The following is a 16,275-nucleotide window of genomic DNA, read 5'->3' on the forward strand; positions in this document are numbered from 1 at the left end:
GATCAGAGTTGCGACCATTTTTGGCGAGGGCTCGGGGCGTCGAGCGAATCGAGGTCGTCGCGGGCAAATTCAATCGTTTGCGGCTGGCCGAGGAAGTCGAGCAGCACGGCCACCCGTTCCTGAGCGGGGAGGACGGAATTGACGACCGCTTCGAATCCCTTGAACGGCCCATCCAGCACGATCACGCGCTCGCCTGCCACCAGCACCGGCTCATCCATTTCCGCCGGCTGGTCGCCTTGGATCTGGGCCTGTAGCTGCTTGATCACGTGCTCGGGCATGCGGGGCACGGCGTCACCGTAGGCCACGAGGTCGCGCACGCCTTTGATGGCCTTGAGCTGGCGGTAAACCTCCGGCATGCGCTCGATCCAGACGAAGAGGTAGCCCGGGAACAGCGCTTCGACAAAGCGCACCTTGCCGCGCGCGGTGTGCTTGAGATACGCCAGTCGAGGGCAAAAAGTCGGTACACCCGCCTGCAAACGCAAGAGCTGGGCTGCCAGGTGCTCGCGTTTGGGCTGAGCCTGCACGACATACCAGCCGGGCGGACACTTCGCTAAATCAGGCATACGGCGTTCGACTAGAACAGGAACCGGACCACCGGGCAAGCGCTTCGGGCAGCCCTTCTGGCCTCCGCGCACGAAAAAGCCCCGGCAGCATCCTCCCGGGGCGAAAAGCGTTCCTGACTGTAACGCTAGTCGTTGACCATCAGCTTGGCGCCCACCGCGAAATCCCAGAAGACGCGGGTGGCATCGTTGCGGCGCATGAAGCTGAACCAGCCGGTAGTGCCCTCGTAATCGTAGATCCACATCATCGGGTAAAGCTCGGGGGTGGTGTAGACCCAGCCAAGCGTCTGGTCGTAATACACCATCGACGCGCCGCCGTCGCCTTGGCTCCACAGCCAGTGATGGTCGGGATGGTAGATCCAGGGGTAGTGTTGGCTCCAGTAGTGGCCAAACCACGGGTTGCGCATCAGGCCGTCGTGGTCGAGCGGTTCGCTGCCGGGGTAGTAGGCCAGCGCCGGGTCGATGGCTTCGTCGCTGAGCTTGACGAAGTAGGTGGCGGAAATGTTGCCGCCATCGAAGTCCGTTTCGCCTTCCACCCGCGCGGCGAAGTTCTTGCTCGCGTTGAGGTAAAGCGGGAATTCTTCGCCCTGGAAAGTCAACACGAGGTGCTGCGCCTCGACCTCCCACACGCCCTCGGCCTGATAAGGCCCGGTCATCCCTTCGGTCATGTGGGTCGGGTAGACCGTGAAGGTGCCGTCGGCGCGCAGGTCGATCAAGTCGCGCTCGACCTCGCCGCCGCTGTAGGCGTTGGTGATCAAGTCGTCCCACAGGTAGAGCGCCGCTGCTGCCCAGGTGCCCACCACGTCGTCGGCAACAAGGCTCGTCGGTTGGCGGAGGAACACATCTTGGGTCACGAAGGTGTCGAACGTTTCTACCTCGATCCCCGCCAACAGCATGATGTCGTGCGCCGCATTGACGATGCCCATCTGGTCCGGGTTGCTCGGCATGACGAAATAGCCGCCACTGAAATTCCAGCCCACATCGCGAAACGTCAAGCCGAGCTGGTCCTCTTCATCCTCATCGGTGGTCGAGGTAAGGGCGTAATCGAGCGTGCCGTCGGCGCGGATCGTCACCATGTAGGTGCGGGCGTAAAAATCGGCGATCGTATGGAGGATCAAACCGTCGATATGGACCTCGTAGCCGGCACCGATCCAAGTCCCTGCCATGGCCTCGGCAGAGAGCGTTTCCGGGACCTTCAGCGCGACCTCGAAAAAGATGTCGCGGTCAAAGGGCTCGATCTCGTCGTCGGGAAGGGAAGTCTGGGTCGCCGGCCACAGGAGCACGTCGCCCTCGGTATTGACCCATTGGCGGATGGGCGTGCCCTCAAGGTTGGCAAAGAAAAAGCCGGTAGCGGGGCCGTGACCGAGCGTGAAGCTGCCGGATTCGGATTCGAATTCTCTGTCGTTCAGCAGATCGATCTCCGTCTGCGTAAAGGTCGAGCCGTCGACCTCGATACCGACACTATAGAAGCTGAAGAACGTGATGTTCGTCGCGTCGCCTGTCGGTAAGTCAAAGCCTTGACCGAGAGACTGCCATTGGCCGTCCAGGTCCGGCTCTGCGAGCAACGGCGAGGTGGAAACGAGAGCGAGCGCAGCGAGAGAGGAGGCGCGGGTGATGAGTGACATAGCGGCGCCAGTAATGGATCCGCCACGACGCGTTGGCAAGATCAAGCTGTAGCCATGAGGTTTTTACAGCACGTTGGCAGATCCACCACTAACGCTTTTCGAAGCGATAGTGACTGACGTGCCACTGCCAGCCGTCGGCGTAGTTGAACAACTCGCTGCAGGCGAGGTAGAACATGCGCCAGCGTTGGAACCAAAGCTTTGCCTCACGTTCTCCTCCGTAAGTTTCCTCGAAGAGCGGCATGATCTGCGCCCGTGCCGCATCGTGCCTTTGCAGCCAGGCCTCCAGCGTGCGGGAATAATGCTGCCCGTTGACGCGCCAGTGGCCGGCAATCCGCAAGTCGTCCTGGTAGCGCAGCAGCAGGTCGTCGCTCGGCATGCTGCCACCGGTAAAAAAGTAGTGGGCCATCCAGTCGTCTTCGCGGCCTTCGTCTTCAAAATGGTAGGCAAAGGTGTGATGGACGAAGATGTGCACGAAGAGCTTGCCACCCGGGTTGAGCCATGAAGCGATGCGCTTCATCAACTGGCGGTAATTCTTCATGTGCTCGAACATCTCGATCGAGACGACGCGGTCGAAGGTGCCTTCGGGGGCAAAGCCGTTCATGTCGGCCGTCACCACACGGAGGTTCTTCAGGTGCCGCATCTCGGCCTGGCCCTGGATGTAGGCCCGCTGGGTGCGGGAGTTGGAGACGGCGACGAATTCGCTTTCCGGGAAGCGCGTGGCGGCATAGAGGCAAAAACTGCCCCAGCCGCAGCCCAGCTCGAGCACGCGCTGGCCCGGCCGGATGTCTGCCCGCTCGACCACTTGCTCCAGCGCCGCGGCCTCCGCCTCTTCCAGCGTGGCGGTGCCCGCCGGCCAGTAGCAGCAACTGTATTTGCGGTGGTGGCCCAGCACTTGGGCAAAGTATTCGCTCGGGAGCTCGTAGTGTTGCTCGTTGGCCTTGTCGGTCGCGAGCGCGATGGGGCTGTCTTCAAGCTCGGCCGCAAAATCGTCGACCGAAACGTCGTGCCCCACCCCGCGCTCTTCCACGAGCTTGGCGGCCAGCTTCTGGCGGATGGCCCAGCGCACCAGCACATCCGGGAAGGCGCCGCGTTCGGCGAGCGCGGTCAAGTTGAGGCTGGTAGTGGGTGTGGGGGCTTTGGCTTCGAGGGATGAGGTAGTGGACATGGGCGGAGATCAGGACGGTTGCACGGGGCGGGCGGGTTTACGGGGAAACCATGGAAAAAAGGCGTGCGTCTCCTGCTGGTAGCGGCGGTAATCTTCGCCTCGGTGCTCCAGCGACTGCTGTTCGGCAAAGGGAATCCCCGTGCCTTTGACCAGCAGGATGAACATCAGCACAGGGCCCAGCAGCGTCAGCGGCCACCAGGGGGCCAGAGACGTATCCAGAAGGGCGAGGCCGGCGACTGGGTAGGCCAGCCAGTGGCACCATTCAAAAAAGTAGTTGGGGTGGCGGGAGTAGCGCCAGAGGCCTTTGCGGCAGGTGATGCCCTTGTTTTGCGGGTTGCTCTTCCAGGCGTGGAGCTGGTTGTCGGCCACCCGTTCGAGCGCGACAGAGGCGATCACGATAACCGCACCGACGATTTCCCAGCTCGAAAGGCCGGGCTGCGGATTTTTCATCAGCAGCAGGATGGGTGCGGTGAGGAAGATGTTGGCGAGCCCTTGGGCCTGGAAAAACCAGATGAAGTGCAGATCGGCGTGTTTGCCCCAGTGGCGGCGCAGCGCCCGGTAGCGCGGGTCTTCGCCCTCCTTGCTCAATACGCGGCGGGTGAGGATGTGTGTGCCGAGGCGCGCGGCCCAGAGGGCTGGGAGGATCGCCCACAGCAGGCGGTGCGCCAGCGGGCCATCGGTCACGAGGCCGAAAAAGAGCACCGCAGCGGCGAGGCTGTAAGGCCAGCCCACATCGACAATCGTCGCATCCTGGCGGCGCCACTGATAGACCCAGAGCAAGCCGTAGGTGACGACGAAGCCGAGCGCCGCCCAAAGAATCAGCAGTAAGTCCGCGCGATCCATCTTCTACTATAGCTTGGGTTTGGGCAAAATGCTGCTCATTCCGCCATCCAAATTCCAGATTTGCCCGGTTACCCAGCCAGCGTCGGGGCCGATCAGCCAGTCGATCAGTGCGGCGGCCTCAGTAGGTTGCCCAATTCGCCCCAGCGGGTGCAGGCGGGCGGAGAGTTGCTGGGCCGCGTCGCTGGCCAAGAGTGGACCAGCAGCAGGCGTATCCATCATGCCCGGGGCAATGGCGTTGATCCGCAGGCCGAGGCTCGCATAGGTCGCAGCCGAGGCACGGACCAGACCTTCAATCCCGGCCTTCGCCGCCGCAATCGCTTCGTGGTTGGCCAAACCGGATCCAGCGGCAACGCTGCTCACAAAGACGATGACACCATGCTTCTGCCGGCGCATCGGCTCCAGGGCAGCACGCAGGGCAATGAAAGCGCTGGTGAGGTTCGTTTCGAGCACTTCGCGAAACTCGTCGTCCTTCATCAAGTGGGCAGGCTTGAGGGCAATATTACCAATCGCGTGGACGTAGGCGTCGACTCCATCAAGCGCATCCACTGCGGCACGAAAAGCCGTAGCCCAAGCTTCGCCATCGCGCGCATCGGCGGCAAAGGCAGGCAGATCGGGGTGATCGGAGCGGAAGGCCTCCCAGCGCTCCGACTCCCGCCCCAGCCCAGCGACTTGGTCGCCCTGCTCCTGCAAACGAGCCGCCAGGGCTCGACCCAATCCGCCGGCGATCCCGCCGATCACCACTTTCCTGCGCTTCCGCTCATTCATCGCCGATAAAATCCGCCTGCCGGGTCCGCTTTGCAAAGCAGGCCTCTTGGAGACACAATCGGCTATTATGAGCGGTTGCTTTTGGACGAGGACGGCAAAGGGGGCGCTTTTTGCATTCTGCACTACGGCCTTCTTCTTCTACACCCCTATCGTGCAAGCTACGGTGCTGCGAGAGGTCTTGGGCGAAAAACTGGAGCGGCGGGCACAGGCGCATATCAACTGGCTGTTATTTACCGTATGCGAAGGCACGCTCTACACCCATGCGGGCGCGCCGGTCTCGTGGCCTGCCCTGGAGCGCCCCTTTCTGCTGGAGTTGAATTATGCGCGGGATATTTCGACTGACCAACTGGAGGAACTCAGCGAAGAGGTGCTGCGCCGTAACCACAACGCGCCGACGCTGGAGGCGCTCCAGTCGCAGATCCAGCTCTTTTATGATGCGCTGGTGCCCATCGCAGAGGGAGATCGCTATGCGCTCCTTTTCCAGCCGAATAAAGGGACGACTCTGCTCTTCAATGGCGAACCGCAGGTGATGATCCCCGGAGAAGATTTTGCGCGCGTCTACTTTAGCATCTACTTGGGGGATCAGCCTGTGCATGAGGGGTTTCGGGACCGCCTCCTCGCAACTCAGCAAGATTGATGGCGCAGAAATTGCAGCATTTTCAATATGCGCGCGCCTCGTGAGCCTTCCGAATGGATGTTGACCCTTTCCGCCTTGCTGCTGGTGGGGGTGGTCGTGAGCTACTTCGCCGTACCCAGCTTTCAGGACTGGGCTCAAAATGCCTGGGAGGTGCTGATGTCGGACGACAAGCAGCGGATCAAGGAATGGGTCTCCCAATATGGAGCCTGGGGCCCCGCCTTGCTCATCCTCCTGATGGTGGTGCAGATGTTCCTGCTGGTGATGCCCACCGTCTTGCTGATGGTGATCGCTGTGCTGGCCTATGGGCCGATCTGGGGCACCGTGATCAACGTGGTCGCGATCCTGACCGCCTCGACTGTAGGCTATGCGCTGGGCCGCTCGCTCAGCGAAGAGTCGATGGAGCGCCTGGTGGGTCGAAAAACGGTCAAGAAGATCACGACCGAGGCCAATCGCTACGGCCTGTGGGCGGTGGTGATCGCCCGGCTCTCCCCTTTTCTCTCCAACGATGCGATCAGCTTCATTGCGGGCATCCTGCGGCTGGGCTTCTGGCAATACCTGCTGGCGACGGTAGCGGGCATCTTGCCGCTCGCGCTCATGATCGCCTACTTTGGCCAGAACAACGACAGCATGAAGGTGGGGCTGATCGTGGTATCGGTCGTGGGCCTGCTCGTGCTGGGCGTCAAGATCTGGTTCGACCGTAAGAGCGAGCGGAAAGAAAGTTCCGGCACGCCGGCAGCGTCGGCCTCCTGAGAGGGTGCAAATTTTGCCGCCCGCGCCTACCCCATCTTTCCGACCTTAATGTAGAAGCACTTACGCAAGCTGGCGTGTCGCCCGCTTTAACACAGGCCTACAGTCCAATTACTCCCGTTTCACAAAACAACCTCCATCGGTTACCGATGGAGGTTGTCTTTTTATAAATCCTGAATGCTTCGCGGAACGGCGGGCCTACTTGTGCTTTTCGTCGCCGTTGAGGCGGAAGAACGAGGGCGTTTCCGGCTTGTGCTCGGCCTTGAGGGCGCGGGGCTTGGACTGGCGCTTGGGCTCTTCGTCGAAGTGCAGTTCGGTTTCCTTCTGGTGCTGGAGGCGCTTGGGGGCCGGGGCTTCCTTCAGCGCATTTTCGCGACCGGCAGGCTTGGAGCCAAAGAAGGGCTTTTCGTCAAAGTCATCGTCGTCGCGGTCGCGGTGATCGTGCTCGGCTTCTTCCCAGTCTACGTTGCTTTGAGCTTGGGCGCGGGGCTTCGTCCGCGAGCCTTGGGCTTTGGCGGAGGCGACCATCTCTTCGTTCTGGCGCAGGCCGATGACGTGGAAGAGGTCGGTAACCGCTTCTTCCATCGAGCGGGACTGATCCATCAGCATTTGGCTGGCGCTGGAGGTTTCTTCGGCCAGACCGGCGTTCTCCTGGGTCAGCTTGTCGATGTCGCTTACGGCACGCTCGATCTGGGTGATGCCCGACGATTGCTCCTTCGAGCTGGCGGAGATCTGGCCGACGAGCTGGTCGACGTTGCGGGTGCGCTCCACGATCTGGTCGAGGCTGTCGCCCACCTTATTGCAGATACGCACGCCGTTGGCGCTCTTCTGGAGGCTGTCTTCGATCTTGGCGGTGGTCTCGCGGGCGGCCTCGGCACTGCGGTGGGCAAGGCTGCGGACTTCATCGGCCACGACGGCAAAACCGGCACCGGCTTCACCCGCGCGGGCGGCTTCCACCGCCGCGTTGAGGGCGAGCAGGTTGGTCTGGAAGGCAATCTCGTCGATCGTGCGGATGATCTTGGAAATGTTGTCGCTGGACGACTGGATGGCGTTCATGGCCTCCGTCATCTGCTGCATGTCCTTGGAGCCGGTTTCGGCGGCGGAGCGCGCTTCGGTCGCGAGGCGGGAGGCCTCTTCGGCGTTGGCGGCGTTGCTGCGGGTCATGCCGGCCATTTCTTCGAGGGAGGCGCTGGTCTCTTCGAGCGAAGCGGCCTGGCGGCTGGCACCATCGGCGAGGACTTCGCTGCTGCGGGAGATCTGGCCCGAAGCTTCGCGCGTCTCACTGGAGCTGTGGAAGATGTGGTTGGCGACTTCCTGAATCCGGCGGGTAGTGCTGCGGACGATGAAGAAGCTGAGCACAAAAATGACGGCGATACCGACAACGCTGACGATGCCGACGAGGATCTTGCCGCCATTGGTCGTGTCTTCAACGCTTTGGTTGAGGGCCACCTGGGCCTGCGAGACGTTTTCCTGAAGCTGGAGGATTCCGGCGGCAAACTGATCGCGCAGGGGGCGGAGCGACTCGGCGGTCTCCTTGTTCGCCATCAGGACGGAGTCCTGCAGCTCGCTGACGGCGGCCGTAAGAGCGAGGAGCTGGATCTGCCACGACTCGAAGCGCTGGTAGGTGTCGGCGTCGAAGAGGGTTTCATCGAGTTCGCGGAGCTCTTCGAGCTGGCGCTTGAGCTCGCCGATGTCTTCGGAAAGCTTGTTGAGCTTCTCTTTGACTTGCGTCACGGTGGCGACTTCGCCGGTGCGCAGGAAGTCCTTCATGAGGGACTCGATGGCGTAGAGCTCGCCCAGCGAGGTGGCGGACGAAAGTGCCGAGCCGACGTTGCCCGAGGAGCGGGCGTCGGCCAGGTAGGAATTGACTTCGCCTTGCAGGAACGCGATCTGCGGCCCGATCTGCTCGTCGCGCAGGGAGGCGATCTTTTGCTTGGCGACGGAAATCTTTTCAAAAACCACGGTGTAGGTCTCGAGGGTCTTTTCGAGCCCGGCGACCGTGGTGACGTTCAGCTCGGAGCTGTTGGCACGCAGATTGGCAATCTGATCGTGCAGCTCCACCTGCTGCTTCTTGGCTTCTTCGAGGTCTGCGGCGCGGTCGGTGGCGAGATATTCGTTGGTCGCCGCGCGCGTGCGCTGGATTCCGGCCTCCAATTGATTGACCGCATTGATTTCCTCGGTACTGGCCAGTGCCGCATGGAAACCTCGGTTCAACTGGAGGATCCCTACATAACTACTGGCTGCGATGCCGCAGACCAGAATCACTACCAATACACAAAGGGCGACAATGCGTTGCCCGAGACTCAGATTCTTCCAGCTCATTGAGAAAAGCGTTTAGGATTTAAATTGGATGGGAACAACCACGACTACGTTGACAGAGTTCCCGTCTTTTTTGGCCGGGCGGAACTTCCACTTGTCCACGGCTGCCAAAGAGGCGGAATTCAGACGGTCGTCTGTCGATTTCATGATAAAGGAGCGGGCGACATTGCCCTTTTCGTCTACCACCAGCCCTACCGAGACCACGCCCTTGGTGCTGCCGAGGTTACTGGTATCGGGCCCCACGGTATGGATCGGCTCGGCCGAGCTGTCGACCTTGACGAGGGCGGACAGGCCGCCGCTGGTATCGGCCCAGTTCTGGACGGCCTTCTGGTCGGCGGCGCTCAGCGTGCCCATTTCGAGCACGCGGACGGGCTTGTCGAGCGAGTCGGAAGCCAGGTGGTAGAACACCTTCTCCCCTGCCACCAGCTTCAGCTCCGCAGACTGGCGGCTGCCGTCTTCCATCGGCAGCATGATGCCGGCGGAAAGGCAAGAGACCATGGCCAGGTGCAATGCAGCGCCCAGAGCCATCGTCTTGATGGTGGTGAAGGTGGAGAACGTGTTTCGTTTCATAGTGTTGTTCAGTCCGTTAAAAAATCTTCTACAACGTGTGGGCCATCAGGGTGCTTCGGGGGTAACGCTCAAGGAGATTCATAACGGGAAACATCACGCGCGGAACGTCTTACGACTTGTACTGCATGGGCACGAAAACGATGACGTTGACGGGGTCGCCACCGTTTTTGCCCGGGCGGAATTTCCATTGGTTTACGGCCGCCAGAGATGCCGCGTTAAGGCGCTCGTCGGTCGATTTGGCAATGAAGGCGCGCGCCACGTTGCCCTTGGAGTCGATCACCAGACCGATGGAGACGACGCCCTTGATGCCGGAGAGGCCTTTGGTGTCGGGACCCACGGTGTGGATCGGCTCCGGCGGCTGGTCGGCCTTGGTCACGGCCGAGTGGTCGGTATCGGAAGAGGCCCAGGCCAAAACGGCGGACTGCCCTTCAGGGGCAAGCTCTTCCATCTTCAAGGTGCGCACGGAGGCGTCTTTGGCGTCACCGGCGAGGTGATAGTAGACTTTCTCGCCTGCGAACAAGAGGATGTCCGCATCCTCGGAGCTCCCGTCGGCCTTGGCCAAAGCAGTGCCTGCCTGGACGGCAGAGACCAGGGCGAGACAACAGGCCAAGAGCAAGAGCGGGTTAAACATACGTGTATGGGGGTAAGCAGGTCTTTTCATTGGGGTGAATCACGGAGAAGCGGTTTCCATAGAATTTCGTGTACCGAGGCTAAAACTTTAGCCGTAATTGTGTAAAAATGACGACAAGAGTCACGGACTCGGAAAAGGGGTAAAACCTGACCGCATCGCGCCGATCTACCTCTAGAGATTTTACCCGTACTCAACTACTTGTATTGCCCATGTCCGCCGCTGACTTTGAAGTCCTCATCAATCGACTCCTGACTGAAATCATGCTGGCCCGCGGAGGTCAGGACGAAGGCATGATCCCCGTCTACGCCCTGCTCTCGGAGTGGGCCGACATGGAGCTGGATATCCACCCGGCGCTCATCGGCTCCCGCGACCGAGCCAAGGCCCACCTCGACCAGCTGCTCGACGACGCCAAGCCGTGGGACGATGCCACCATCACCGAGTTCCGCCAGTGGCTCCAGTGGTGCGAGGCCCACGCCGGCACCGACGCGAAGGGCGCACTGGAGGCCTACCGTTTCGGTTTTGACGGCGAGGCGACCGAGGCAAATACAGCCGAAGAGGTGGAAGCAGCCGCCAGCGAAGATACCCCGGCCGAAGAACAGCCCCAGCGCGTCGACCTCGAGTCTGACCCGGAGCTGCTGAACGAATTTCTCTCCGAGGCCTACGAACACCTCGAAGTCGTCGAGCAACAGGTGTTGACGCTTGAGAACGACCCGGAAGACGCTGAGGCCCTCGCCGCCGTCTTCCGCGCCTACCACACGATCAAAGGTGTTGCCGGCTTCCTCCAACTGGAAGCGATCCAGCGCCTGGCCCACGAAGTCGAAAGCCTGCTCGACCTGGCTCGCAACGCCACGATCAAGCTCGACAGCGTGTTGATCACCCTGATCCTCCAGTCGCGCGACCGCCTGCTGCAGCTGACGGAGCAGATCGAAAAGGCTCTGCGCACCGGTCATCAGCCCGATGTGGCCATCCCTGTCCATGCGCTGATCGAAGAGGTAAAAGTGGCCACCCAGCGTGCGCTCTCGGGCGAAACCGCCCCTGCCCCAGTCGCCGCGCACAAGGAAGAGGAAGCAACTGGCTTTGCCGAAGAGGATGAAGAGCCGGAGCCGCTGGAGCCCGAAATCGAGGCTGTTGCCAAGGCCCCCGTCTCCCTCGCCACCGCCCGCGCCGCCGAAGCCTTGAAGGAGGCCGAGCAGCAGATGAGCGCCAACGGAAATGCCCGCGTCAACGCCACCATCCGCGTCGACTACGAAAAGGTGAGCAACCTGATGGACATGGTGGGCGAGCTCGTGATCGTGGAAAGCCAACTGGCCGCCGCGAGCGAAGAGGCGATGCATGCCAACCAGCATTTCCAGCGCATGATGAACCAGCTCAAGCGCATCACCAAGGACTTGCAGCACACTTCGATGGCGCTGCGCCTGGTGCCGATCAAGCCGAGCTTCCAGAAAGTTGCCCGCATGGTGCGCGACCTTTCCCGTGGCTTTGGCAAGAGCGTCGACTTCATCATGGAGGGTGAAGACACCGAGCTCGACCGCAGCGTGGTGGAGCAGATTGCCGACCCGCTGGTGCACATGGTGCGCAACGCCATCGACCACGGCCTAGAAGCCAACGAGGAAGAGCGTATCAAGGCCGGGAAAACCCCCTCGGGCAAGATCGCCCTCAAGGCTTACCAGATGGGCTCTACCATCGTGATCGAGCTTTCCGACGACGGTCGCGGCCTCAACAGCGAGAAGATTCTCAAGAAGGCGACCGAGCGTGGCCTGATCGACGGCAACCGCGATCTGACGAAGGAAGAGATCTACCAGATGATCTTCCTGCCCGGCTTCTCCACCGCCGAAAAGGTGACGGATATTTCCGGCCGTGGCGTGGGGATGGACGTGGTGCGCCGCAACATCGAATCGCTGCGCGGCACCGTGCAGGTGACTTCCGCCCCCGGCCAGGGCACGACTTTCAAGATCAAGCTGCCGCTCACCACCGCCATCATCGACGGCCTCGTGGTGCGCGTGGGCAACGAAAAGTTTGTGCTCCCGACCGGCAGCGTGCGCCAGACGATCCGCCCGGAGGCGAAGCAGATGCGCGTGCTCTACGGCAAGGCCGAAGTCGTCGTCTTGCGCGACGAGATCACCCCGGTGATCCGCCTCTACGAGGAATTCGGCATCGAGGGCGCCGTGACCGACCCGACCAAGGGCAACCTCGTGATCATCGAAACCTTTGGCAAACACTTCGCCATGCTGGTCGACGAGATGGTCCACAAGCAGGAAGTGGTGATCAAGAGCCTGGGCGCGATGATGCGCCGGGTGCGTGGCGTCTCGGGTGGCGCCATCCTGGGCGACGGCACCATCGCCTTGATCCTCGATCCGTTCTCCATTGTGGCCGTCGCGGCCGACTTGCCGGAGAACGCGACCGCCGGGGCCGCCGTGGTCTCGGCCTAAGAGGCTTTGATGGGAGCCCGGCCCTCGAAGGGATCGGGCTTTCTCGCACCACTAGTAAACGTAAGCCTGTTGGAGCCGGTTTTCGGTTTCCTGCAGGCTTTTTTTCATCCGCTGCATGCGCTGCTGGAGCGAACGCTTGCGCTCTTGCAGCGTCTTCACCTGATACTCGCGGAGGCGGCGAAGGTGACTGGGCGTAGCGTTCTCGGTCGCGCGGTTTTCGACTGGGGCGCGCGGTGCGACCGGGGCGCTTTGGGCAAACGCCGGCTGAGGGCTGCCGATATTCCCCATGATCCCCCCCATCACCAGCACCAGGCCGATGAAGCAGTAGACCACGTTGAAGTCGCGCGTGAAGATGATCCCGTTGTAGAGGAAAAAGATACCGAGCACTTCTGCCGCGATTCCGCCGATGGTGCGGTGCAGACGGGTGGGCCCGGAGCGTTGAGGCCGGGGGGCGACGGTTTTGACAATTTGCGCCTCCCGCAGGCGGTTCTCGTCTTCCACCAGGTTTTGGTAGCTCTTCAGTTGGCGATCCAGCTCGCGCGAGCAGGAATCGAGGCGCTGCTGCAGGTCCTGGTAGTCCTTTTCCTGCTGCTCTATGTCCTTGCGCAGACCTTCCTGACGCAGCTTCCAGAGCTTTTGCACGCGACTGCGCGTCTGGCCATCGCGGTCGAAGCCCGTCAACTCGGCATAGGCCAACACCGGGCGCTGCAGCTCGGGCGAGAGCTGGTAGAGGCCCTCTACCTCGATGAATGCCTCGGGGCGCGCCTTGAGCATCGCCTCCAACGCAGCCGATTGGCCGGGGTAAACTTCTTTCAGCAGGTCGCTGGTGAAGTAGAAGAAAGGGGAAAAGAAGACGATTTGCCGGCGGACCATCTCGTCGGGCAAGATATCCGTCAGCTCGTTGATCGCCCTCACCAGATTGTCGGGGAAAGCCGGGCGCTTGAGGACTTGCTGGGCGTATTCGAGGATTTGCTGGCGAAAGTCCGCGCCCCAGGACGTGACGCCTGCCTCTTGGAGGGCCTCGCGACAGAGGCGGGCGAATTCTTTCCACTCCTCGCCCAGCAGAGGCCGCTTGAGCAAGATTTCGATCCCATCGCGGGCAAGCTGGTGCAGGGCCGCGCCAGCGTGGAGCAAGGGGTGAAAGCGCGAGGGAAAGTCGTCGAACAAGGCCTCCACCAGGCTGAGTTGAGAGGCTTCCGCGCGCGCGGCGTTCTCCTTCTCCGCCAGCGCCAGGAGGGTGGCCGGCATCCCTTGGGCCTGCTCCACCAGCGGGCGGTGCCGGGGGCCGGGGACCCCCAGCGCGTGCAGCAGGGCCTCCGCCGCCGGAGCCGTGAGGGGGCTCAGGACGAGCGGCACCACCGACACTTCTGCGAGCCCGTAGTCTTGCCACGCCTGGGAAAGATCTTCCGCATCGTGGCCGGTGACGACGAAGTCGATGTGCTCGATGATGTTGGATTCATCGGCTCCAAGCATGCGGACGGCCGAGCGCCACTCACGCAGCTTGAACTCAGGCCAGGCGGCAAAATCTTCCAGCACGAAGACGAGCCGGGTGAGCGGAGTCCAGCCGGAGCGCGAACGGCTTTCGAACAAATCGATCAGAATTTGTGCGAGGTCGCCCTCCCCTGCTCGCGCCGACTGGCGAAAGAGCTCCGCGAGGCGCTCCAGATCGGGCTTGAGGCCTTGGACTTGGAGGGCCGACACCAAGGTGGGCCCGCCTTCGAGCAAGGTTTGCTTGTCCAGCGCCAGGACCCAGATGGAGCGCTGCCGCTGCTTCAGCTGGGCCAGCAGCTCTTTGACGAGGCGTGTCTTTCCGATCCCCACCGGGCCCGATAGTTGCAAGCAGGCGCTGCTGCGGGCATAGGGCATCGATAACCCCTCCTGCAGCGCCTGCAACTCGGCTTCTCGGCCGATCAATGGAAGTTCGGCGGGCACAAAATTAGGTTCAGGCGCGGTGGACGCCTGCTAAACCAAAAGTCGGCCTGAAAATCGCTTTCATTACAAAAAAATAACAGGGCGGAAAAACTCTCCTCCTATAAAGGATTCCCGCAAACAACCGATTTACCTATTTGCTCCCATGAAGCTCTCGTTCACGCATCTCGCCCTGCTGGCCCCGGTGCTTCTCGCGGTGGCCTTTGCCGGCTGCCAAAGCAAGAACCCTCAAGACGCGCGGGTGCCGGTCAATAACGTCTACGAGGCGGCCCCTTCCCTGCCCCTCCATGTCCAACGTGTGGCCGTGCTTCCCGTCTACTGGGAAGATTATCAGGACTATACCGACAGCTATGTGGACGAAGTGGTGCTCCAGGCTCTGCGGCAGAGCGCGCGCTTCGAAGTGGTGGAGATCCCGCGTGAGACGTTGCGCGAGTGGTATGGCAGGCCGCAGCTGGGCAGCCAGGAGCGCCTGCCGCGCGATTTACCGCAGCGCATCGGCGATGCCTACGGTGCGCAAGGGCTGCTCGTGGTGGACTTGCAGCACTTCCGCCCCTATCAGCCGATGGAAGTCTCCATGCAGGCGCAATTGGTCGATCTTTTGACTGGAGAAACCTTTTGGAGCGCCGATCATACAGAAACGGCTGGAAATCCCGTCCTGCGCAAGGCGGCTGCCAGCACCGAGGCCAGAACGGTCGAGGCTCCGGTCGAAGCATTCGACCAGCGGGCTACTTACAGCCCCCGACGCTTTTTAGGCGTTGTCTCCCAATCACTTTTCTACACTCTGCCCCACCGTAACTGAGCCATGAGGATTAACAACGATCGACGCGTTTCTTCATACAAAGCCGTGCGGCGTAGCAATGGCAGCGGCAGTGCATCTTCTTCCGCCCCCGCCAGCGAAACGACCGATCAACTGGCCCTCAACCAGGTGCGCGAGATGGTCGACCGCCTGATCACGATGCCCGAAGTGCGCGCCGAAGTGGCCGAGCTGGCCAAGCGCCTCGCCCGTGATCCGAGCTACCCCTCGCCCGATATTGTGGAAGAGCTTTCCAAGATTCTCGCCAAAGCGATCCGTCTATGAATCCTGCCGCGCAGCCAATGCCCCGTTCCGACGAGGTCATCCGGCACAGCATCGACAATGTGCCGCGCCTGGCCTCGCTTCGCAGCATCAGCAACGCGCTGAGCAACCTGCTCAACACGGAATACAGCTTTACGGCCCAGATCGCCGAGATCATCAGCCGCGACCCGTCGTTGACTGCACGCCTGCTCAAGTTGGTCAACTCCGTCTTCTTCGGGATCTCGCACAAGATCACCAATATCGAGGAAGCGGTGTTTTACCTCGGGCTGCGCCAGATCAAGGAGCTCGCGCTCGCCACCCCGGTGATCGAGGACTTCGAGCAGATCCAGCGCAACGTGAAGGGCATCGAATGGCGCCGGTTGTGGCAGCACAGCATCGGCTCGGCCTTGCTCACTCGCGAAATCCTCGCCGTGGCCGACATTGCTTACGAAGACGATACGGACTATCTGATCGGCCTGCTCCACAAGGTGGGCAAGATCGTGATGGCCGCCGCCTTCCCGGATGAATTTGTGGACATCCACCAGCGCACCTGGGCAAACCCGCGCGATGTGGTGGAAGAAGAAAAGCGCCTCATCGGCTGGGACCACGCGCAGATCGCCTCCTATTATCTCCAGAAAAACCGGATGAAGGCGGAGATCTACGAGGGCATCGCCCACCAGTTTGCCCCCACTCGCGCCGGTCGCTATGCGCTGACCGCTGCCGCCATCCAGCTGGCCGACCAGATGCTGGTGCAGGAGGGCATCTACGGGATCGAGAACATCGAGCCTGCACCGGAAGCGATCGACCTGACCGAGCAACCGGGCTGGATGCTGCTCTTTGGGGGTAAGCGCCAGCAGGCCAACCTCGCCATGGCTTCCCTCACCCGCACGCTGAAGCGTCTCCCCATGACGCTCGAGGGCATGGTGTAGAAGAGCGGAACCGGGGCTGTGGACATTTGAGCTTGCCAACGCAAGGATGCGTTGGTTTCTGAAGAAATGCCC

15 protein-coding genes are annotated in these 16,275 nt (G+C 61.6%); 6 read left to right on the plus strand and 9 right to left on the minus strand.

The features are described 5' to 3' along the window. Positions 1-2: 2 nt before the first annotated feature. The 5 genes from Q7P63_05645 to Q7P63_05665 form a co-directional block, all read right to left on the minus strand. Positions 3-563 carry a transcription termination/antitermination NusG family protein gene (locus Q7P63_05645; protein MDP0499565.1) on the minus strand — a complete coding sequence of 187 codons (561 nt, stop codon included), beginning with the start codon at positions 561-563 and terminating at the stop codon, positions 3-5. A 125-nt stretch (positions 564-688) separates the two neighbouring features. After that, the gene (locus tag Q7P63_05650; protein MDP0499566.1) at positions 689-2,185 is read right to left on the minus strand and encodes a hypothetical protein; all 1,497 of its coding nucleotides are present in this window, start codon (positions 2,183-2,185) and stop codon (positions 689-691) included. An 88-nt stretch (positions 2,186-2,273) separates the two neighbouring features. After that, on the minus strand, positions 2,274-3,350 hold the full coding sequence (locus Q7P63_05655; GenBank protein MDP0499567.1) for a class I SAM-dependent methyltransferase: 1,077 nt from the start codon (positions 3,348-3,350) through the stop codon (positions 2,274-2,276). 9 nt (positions 3,351-3,359) lie between these two features. Further along, entirely contained in the window at positions 3,360-4,193 is an 834-nt protein-coding gene (locus Q7P63_05660) for a DUF1295 domain-containing protein (protein MDP0499568.1), read from the minus strand. A gap of 6 nt (positions 4,194-4,199) precedes the next feature. After that, the gene (locus Q7P63_05665) at positions 4,200-4,958 is read right to left on the minus strand and encodes an SDR family oxidoreductase (protein ID MDP0499569.1); all 759 of its coding nucleotides are present in this window, start codon (positions 4,956-4,958) and stop codon (positions 4,200-4,202) included. 46 nt (positions 4,959-5,004) lie between these two features. Between Q7P63_05665 and Q7P63_05670 the strand changes: the two genes are divergently transcribed. Beyond that, positions 5,005-5,595, plus strand: a complete 591-nt coding sequence (locus tag Q7P63_05670; GenBank protein ID MDP0499570.1) for a chalcone isomerase family protein — start codon at positions 5,005-5,007, stop codon at positions 5,593-5,595. A gap of 27 nt (positions 5,596-5,622) precedes the next feature. After that, positions 5,623-6,345, plus strand: coding sequence for a TVP38/TMEM64 family protein (locus Q7P63_05675; GenBank protein MDP0499571.1), 723 nt, complete (start codon positions 5,623-5,625; stop codon positions 6,343-6,345). A 195-nt stretch (positions 6,346-6,540) separates the two neighbouring features. Here Q7P63_05675 and Q7P63_05680 read toward each other — a convergent pair whose 3' ends face one another. The 3 genes from Q7P63_05680 to Q7P63_05690 form a co-directional block, all read right to left on the minus strand. Beyond that, positions 6,541-8,664: a methyl-accepting chemotaxis protein gene (locus Q7P63_05680; protein MDP0499572.1), complete on the minus strand. Its 2,124-nt coding sequence runs from the start codon at positions 8,662-8,664 to the stop codon at positions 6,541-6,543. A 12-nt stretch (positions 8,665-8,676) separates the two neighbouring features. Beyond that, a complete protein-coding gene (locus tag Q7P63_05685; protein ID MDP0499573.1) occupies positions 8,677-9,231 on the minus strand; it encodes a TonB family protein in 555 nt (184 codons plus the stop codon). 109 nt (positions 9,232-9,340) lie between these two features. Then, the gene (locus tag Q7P63_05690; GenBank protein ID MDP0499574.1) at positions 9,341-9,862 is read right to left on the minus strand and encodes an energy transducer TonB; all 522 of its coding nucleotides are present in this window, start codon (positions 9,860-9,862) and stop codon (positions 9,341-9,343) included. Positions 9,863-10,071: 209 nt separating this feature from the next. Here Q7P63_05690 and Q7P63_05695 point away from each other — a divergent pair, with 209 nt between their 5' ends. Continuing rightward, positions 10,072-12,291, plus strand: coding sequence for a chemotaxis protein CheA (locus Q7P63_05695; protein ID MDP0499575.1), 2,220 nt, complete (start codon positions 10,072-10,074; stop codon positions 12,289-12,291). Positions 12,292-12,342: 51 nt separating this feature from the next. On the opposite strand, the gene Q7P63_05700 is transcribed toward Q7P63_05695, so the two are convergent. Further along, the gene (locus Q7P63_05700) at positions 12,343-14,205 is read right to left on the minus strand and encodes an ATP-binding protein (GenBank protein ID MDP0499576.1); all 1,863 of its coding nucleotides are present in this window, start codon (positions 14,203-14,205) and stop codon (positions 12,343-12,345) included. 160 nt (positions 14,206-14,365) lie between these two features. Between Q7P63_05700 and Q7P63_05705 the strand changes: the two genes are divergently transcribed. Genes Q7P63_05705 through Q7P63_05715 form a run of 3 tightly spaced genes read left to right on the plus strand, consistent with a single transcriptional unit; the run spans position 14,366 to position 16,203 of the window. Beyond that, positions 14,366-15,019, plus strand: coding sequence for a hypothetical protein (locus tag Q7P63_05705; GenBank protein ID MDP0499577.1), 654 nt, complete (start codon positions 14,366-14,368; stop codon positions 15,017-15,019). Between the two features lie 45 nt (positions 15,020-15,064). Next, positions 15,065-15,298 (plus strand): hypothetical protein, encoded by a 234-nt coding sequence (locus Q7P63_05710; protein MDP0499578.1) that lies wholly within the window; start codon positions 15,065-15,067, stop codon positions 15,296-15,298. A gap of 17 nt (positions 15,299-15,315) precedes the next feature. Next, entirely contained in the window at positions 15,316-16,203 is an 888-nt protein-coding gene (locus tag Q7P63_05715) for an HDOD domain-containing protein (protein MDP0499579.1), read from the plus strand. Positions 16,204-16,275: the final 72 nt, after the last annotated feature.

The sequence above is a fragment of the Verrucomicrobiota bacterium JB022 genome, assembly GCA_030673845.1.
Taxonomy (GTDB): domain Bacteria; phylum Verrucomicrobiota; class Verrucomicrobiia; order Opitutales; family Oceanipulchritudinaceae; genus WOUP01.

Excerpts from the sequence above, each read along its gene's own strand:
- Q7P63_05645 (MDP0499565.1), bottom strand. The coding sequence starts at position 563 with ATGCCTGATTTAGCGAAGTGTCCGCCCGGCTGGTATGTCGTGCAGGCT.
- Q7P63_05650 (MDP0499566.1), bottom strand. The coding sequence starts at position 2,185 with ATGTCACTCATCACCCGCGCCTCCTCTCTCGCTGCGCTCGCTCTCGTT.
- Q7P63_05655 (MDP0499567.1), bottom strand. The coding sequence starts at position 3,350 with ATGTCCACTACCTCATCCCTCGAAGCCAAAGCCCCCACACCCACTACC.
- Q7P63_05660 (MDP0499568.1), bottom strand. The coding sequence starts at position 4,193 with ATGGATCGCGCGGACTTACTGCTGATTCTTTGGGCGGCGCTCGGCTTC.
- Q7P63_05665 (MDP0499569.1), bottom strand. The coding sequence starts at position 4,958 with ATGAATGAGCGGAAGCGCAGGAAAGTGGTGATCGGCGGGATCGCCGGC.
- Q7P63_05675 (MDP0499571.1), top strand. The coding sequence starts at position 5,623 with ATGCGCGCGCCTCGTGAGCCTTCCGAATGGATGTTGACCCTTTCCGCC.
- Q7P63_05680 (MDP0499572.1), bottom strand. The coding sequence starts at position 8,664 with ATGAGCTGGAAGAATCTGAGTCTCGGGCAACGCATTGTCGCCCTTTGT.
- Q7P63_05685 (MDP0499573.1), bottom strand. The coding sequence starts at position 9,231 with ATGAAACGAAACACGTTCTCCACCTTCACCACCATCAAGACGATGGCT.
- Q7P63_05690 (MDP0499574.1), bottom strand. The coding sequence starts at position 9,862 with ATGTTTAACCCGCTCTTGCTCTTGGCCTGTTGTCTCGCCCTGGTCTCT.
- Q7P63_05695 (MDP0499575.1), top strand. The coding sequence starts at position 10,072 with ATGTCCGCCGCTGACTTTGAAGTCCTCATCAATCGACTCCTGACTGAA.
- Q7P63_05705 (MDP0499577.1), top strand. The coding sequence starts at position 14,366 with ATGAAGCTCTCGTTCACGCATCTCGCCCTGCTGGCCCCGGTGCTTCTC.
- Q7P63_05715 (MDP0499579.1), top strand. The coding sequence starts at position 15,316 with ATGCCCCGTTCCGACGAGGTCATCCGGCACAGCATCGACAATGTGCCG.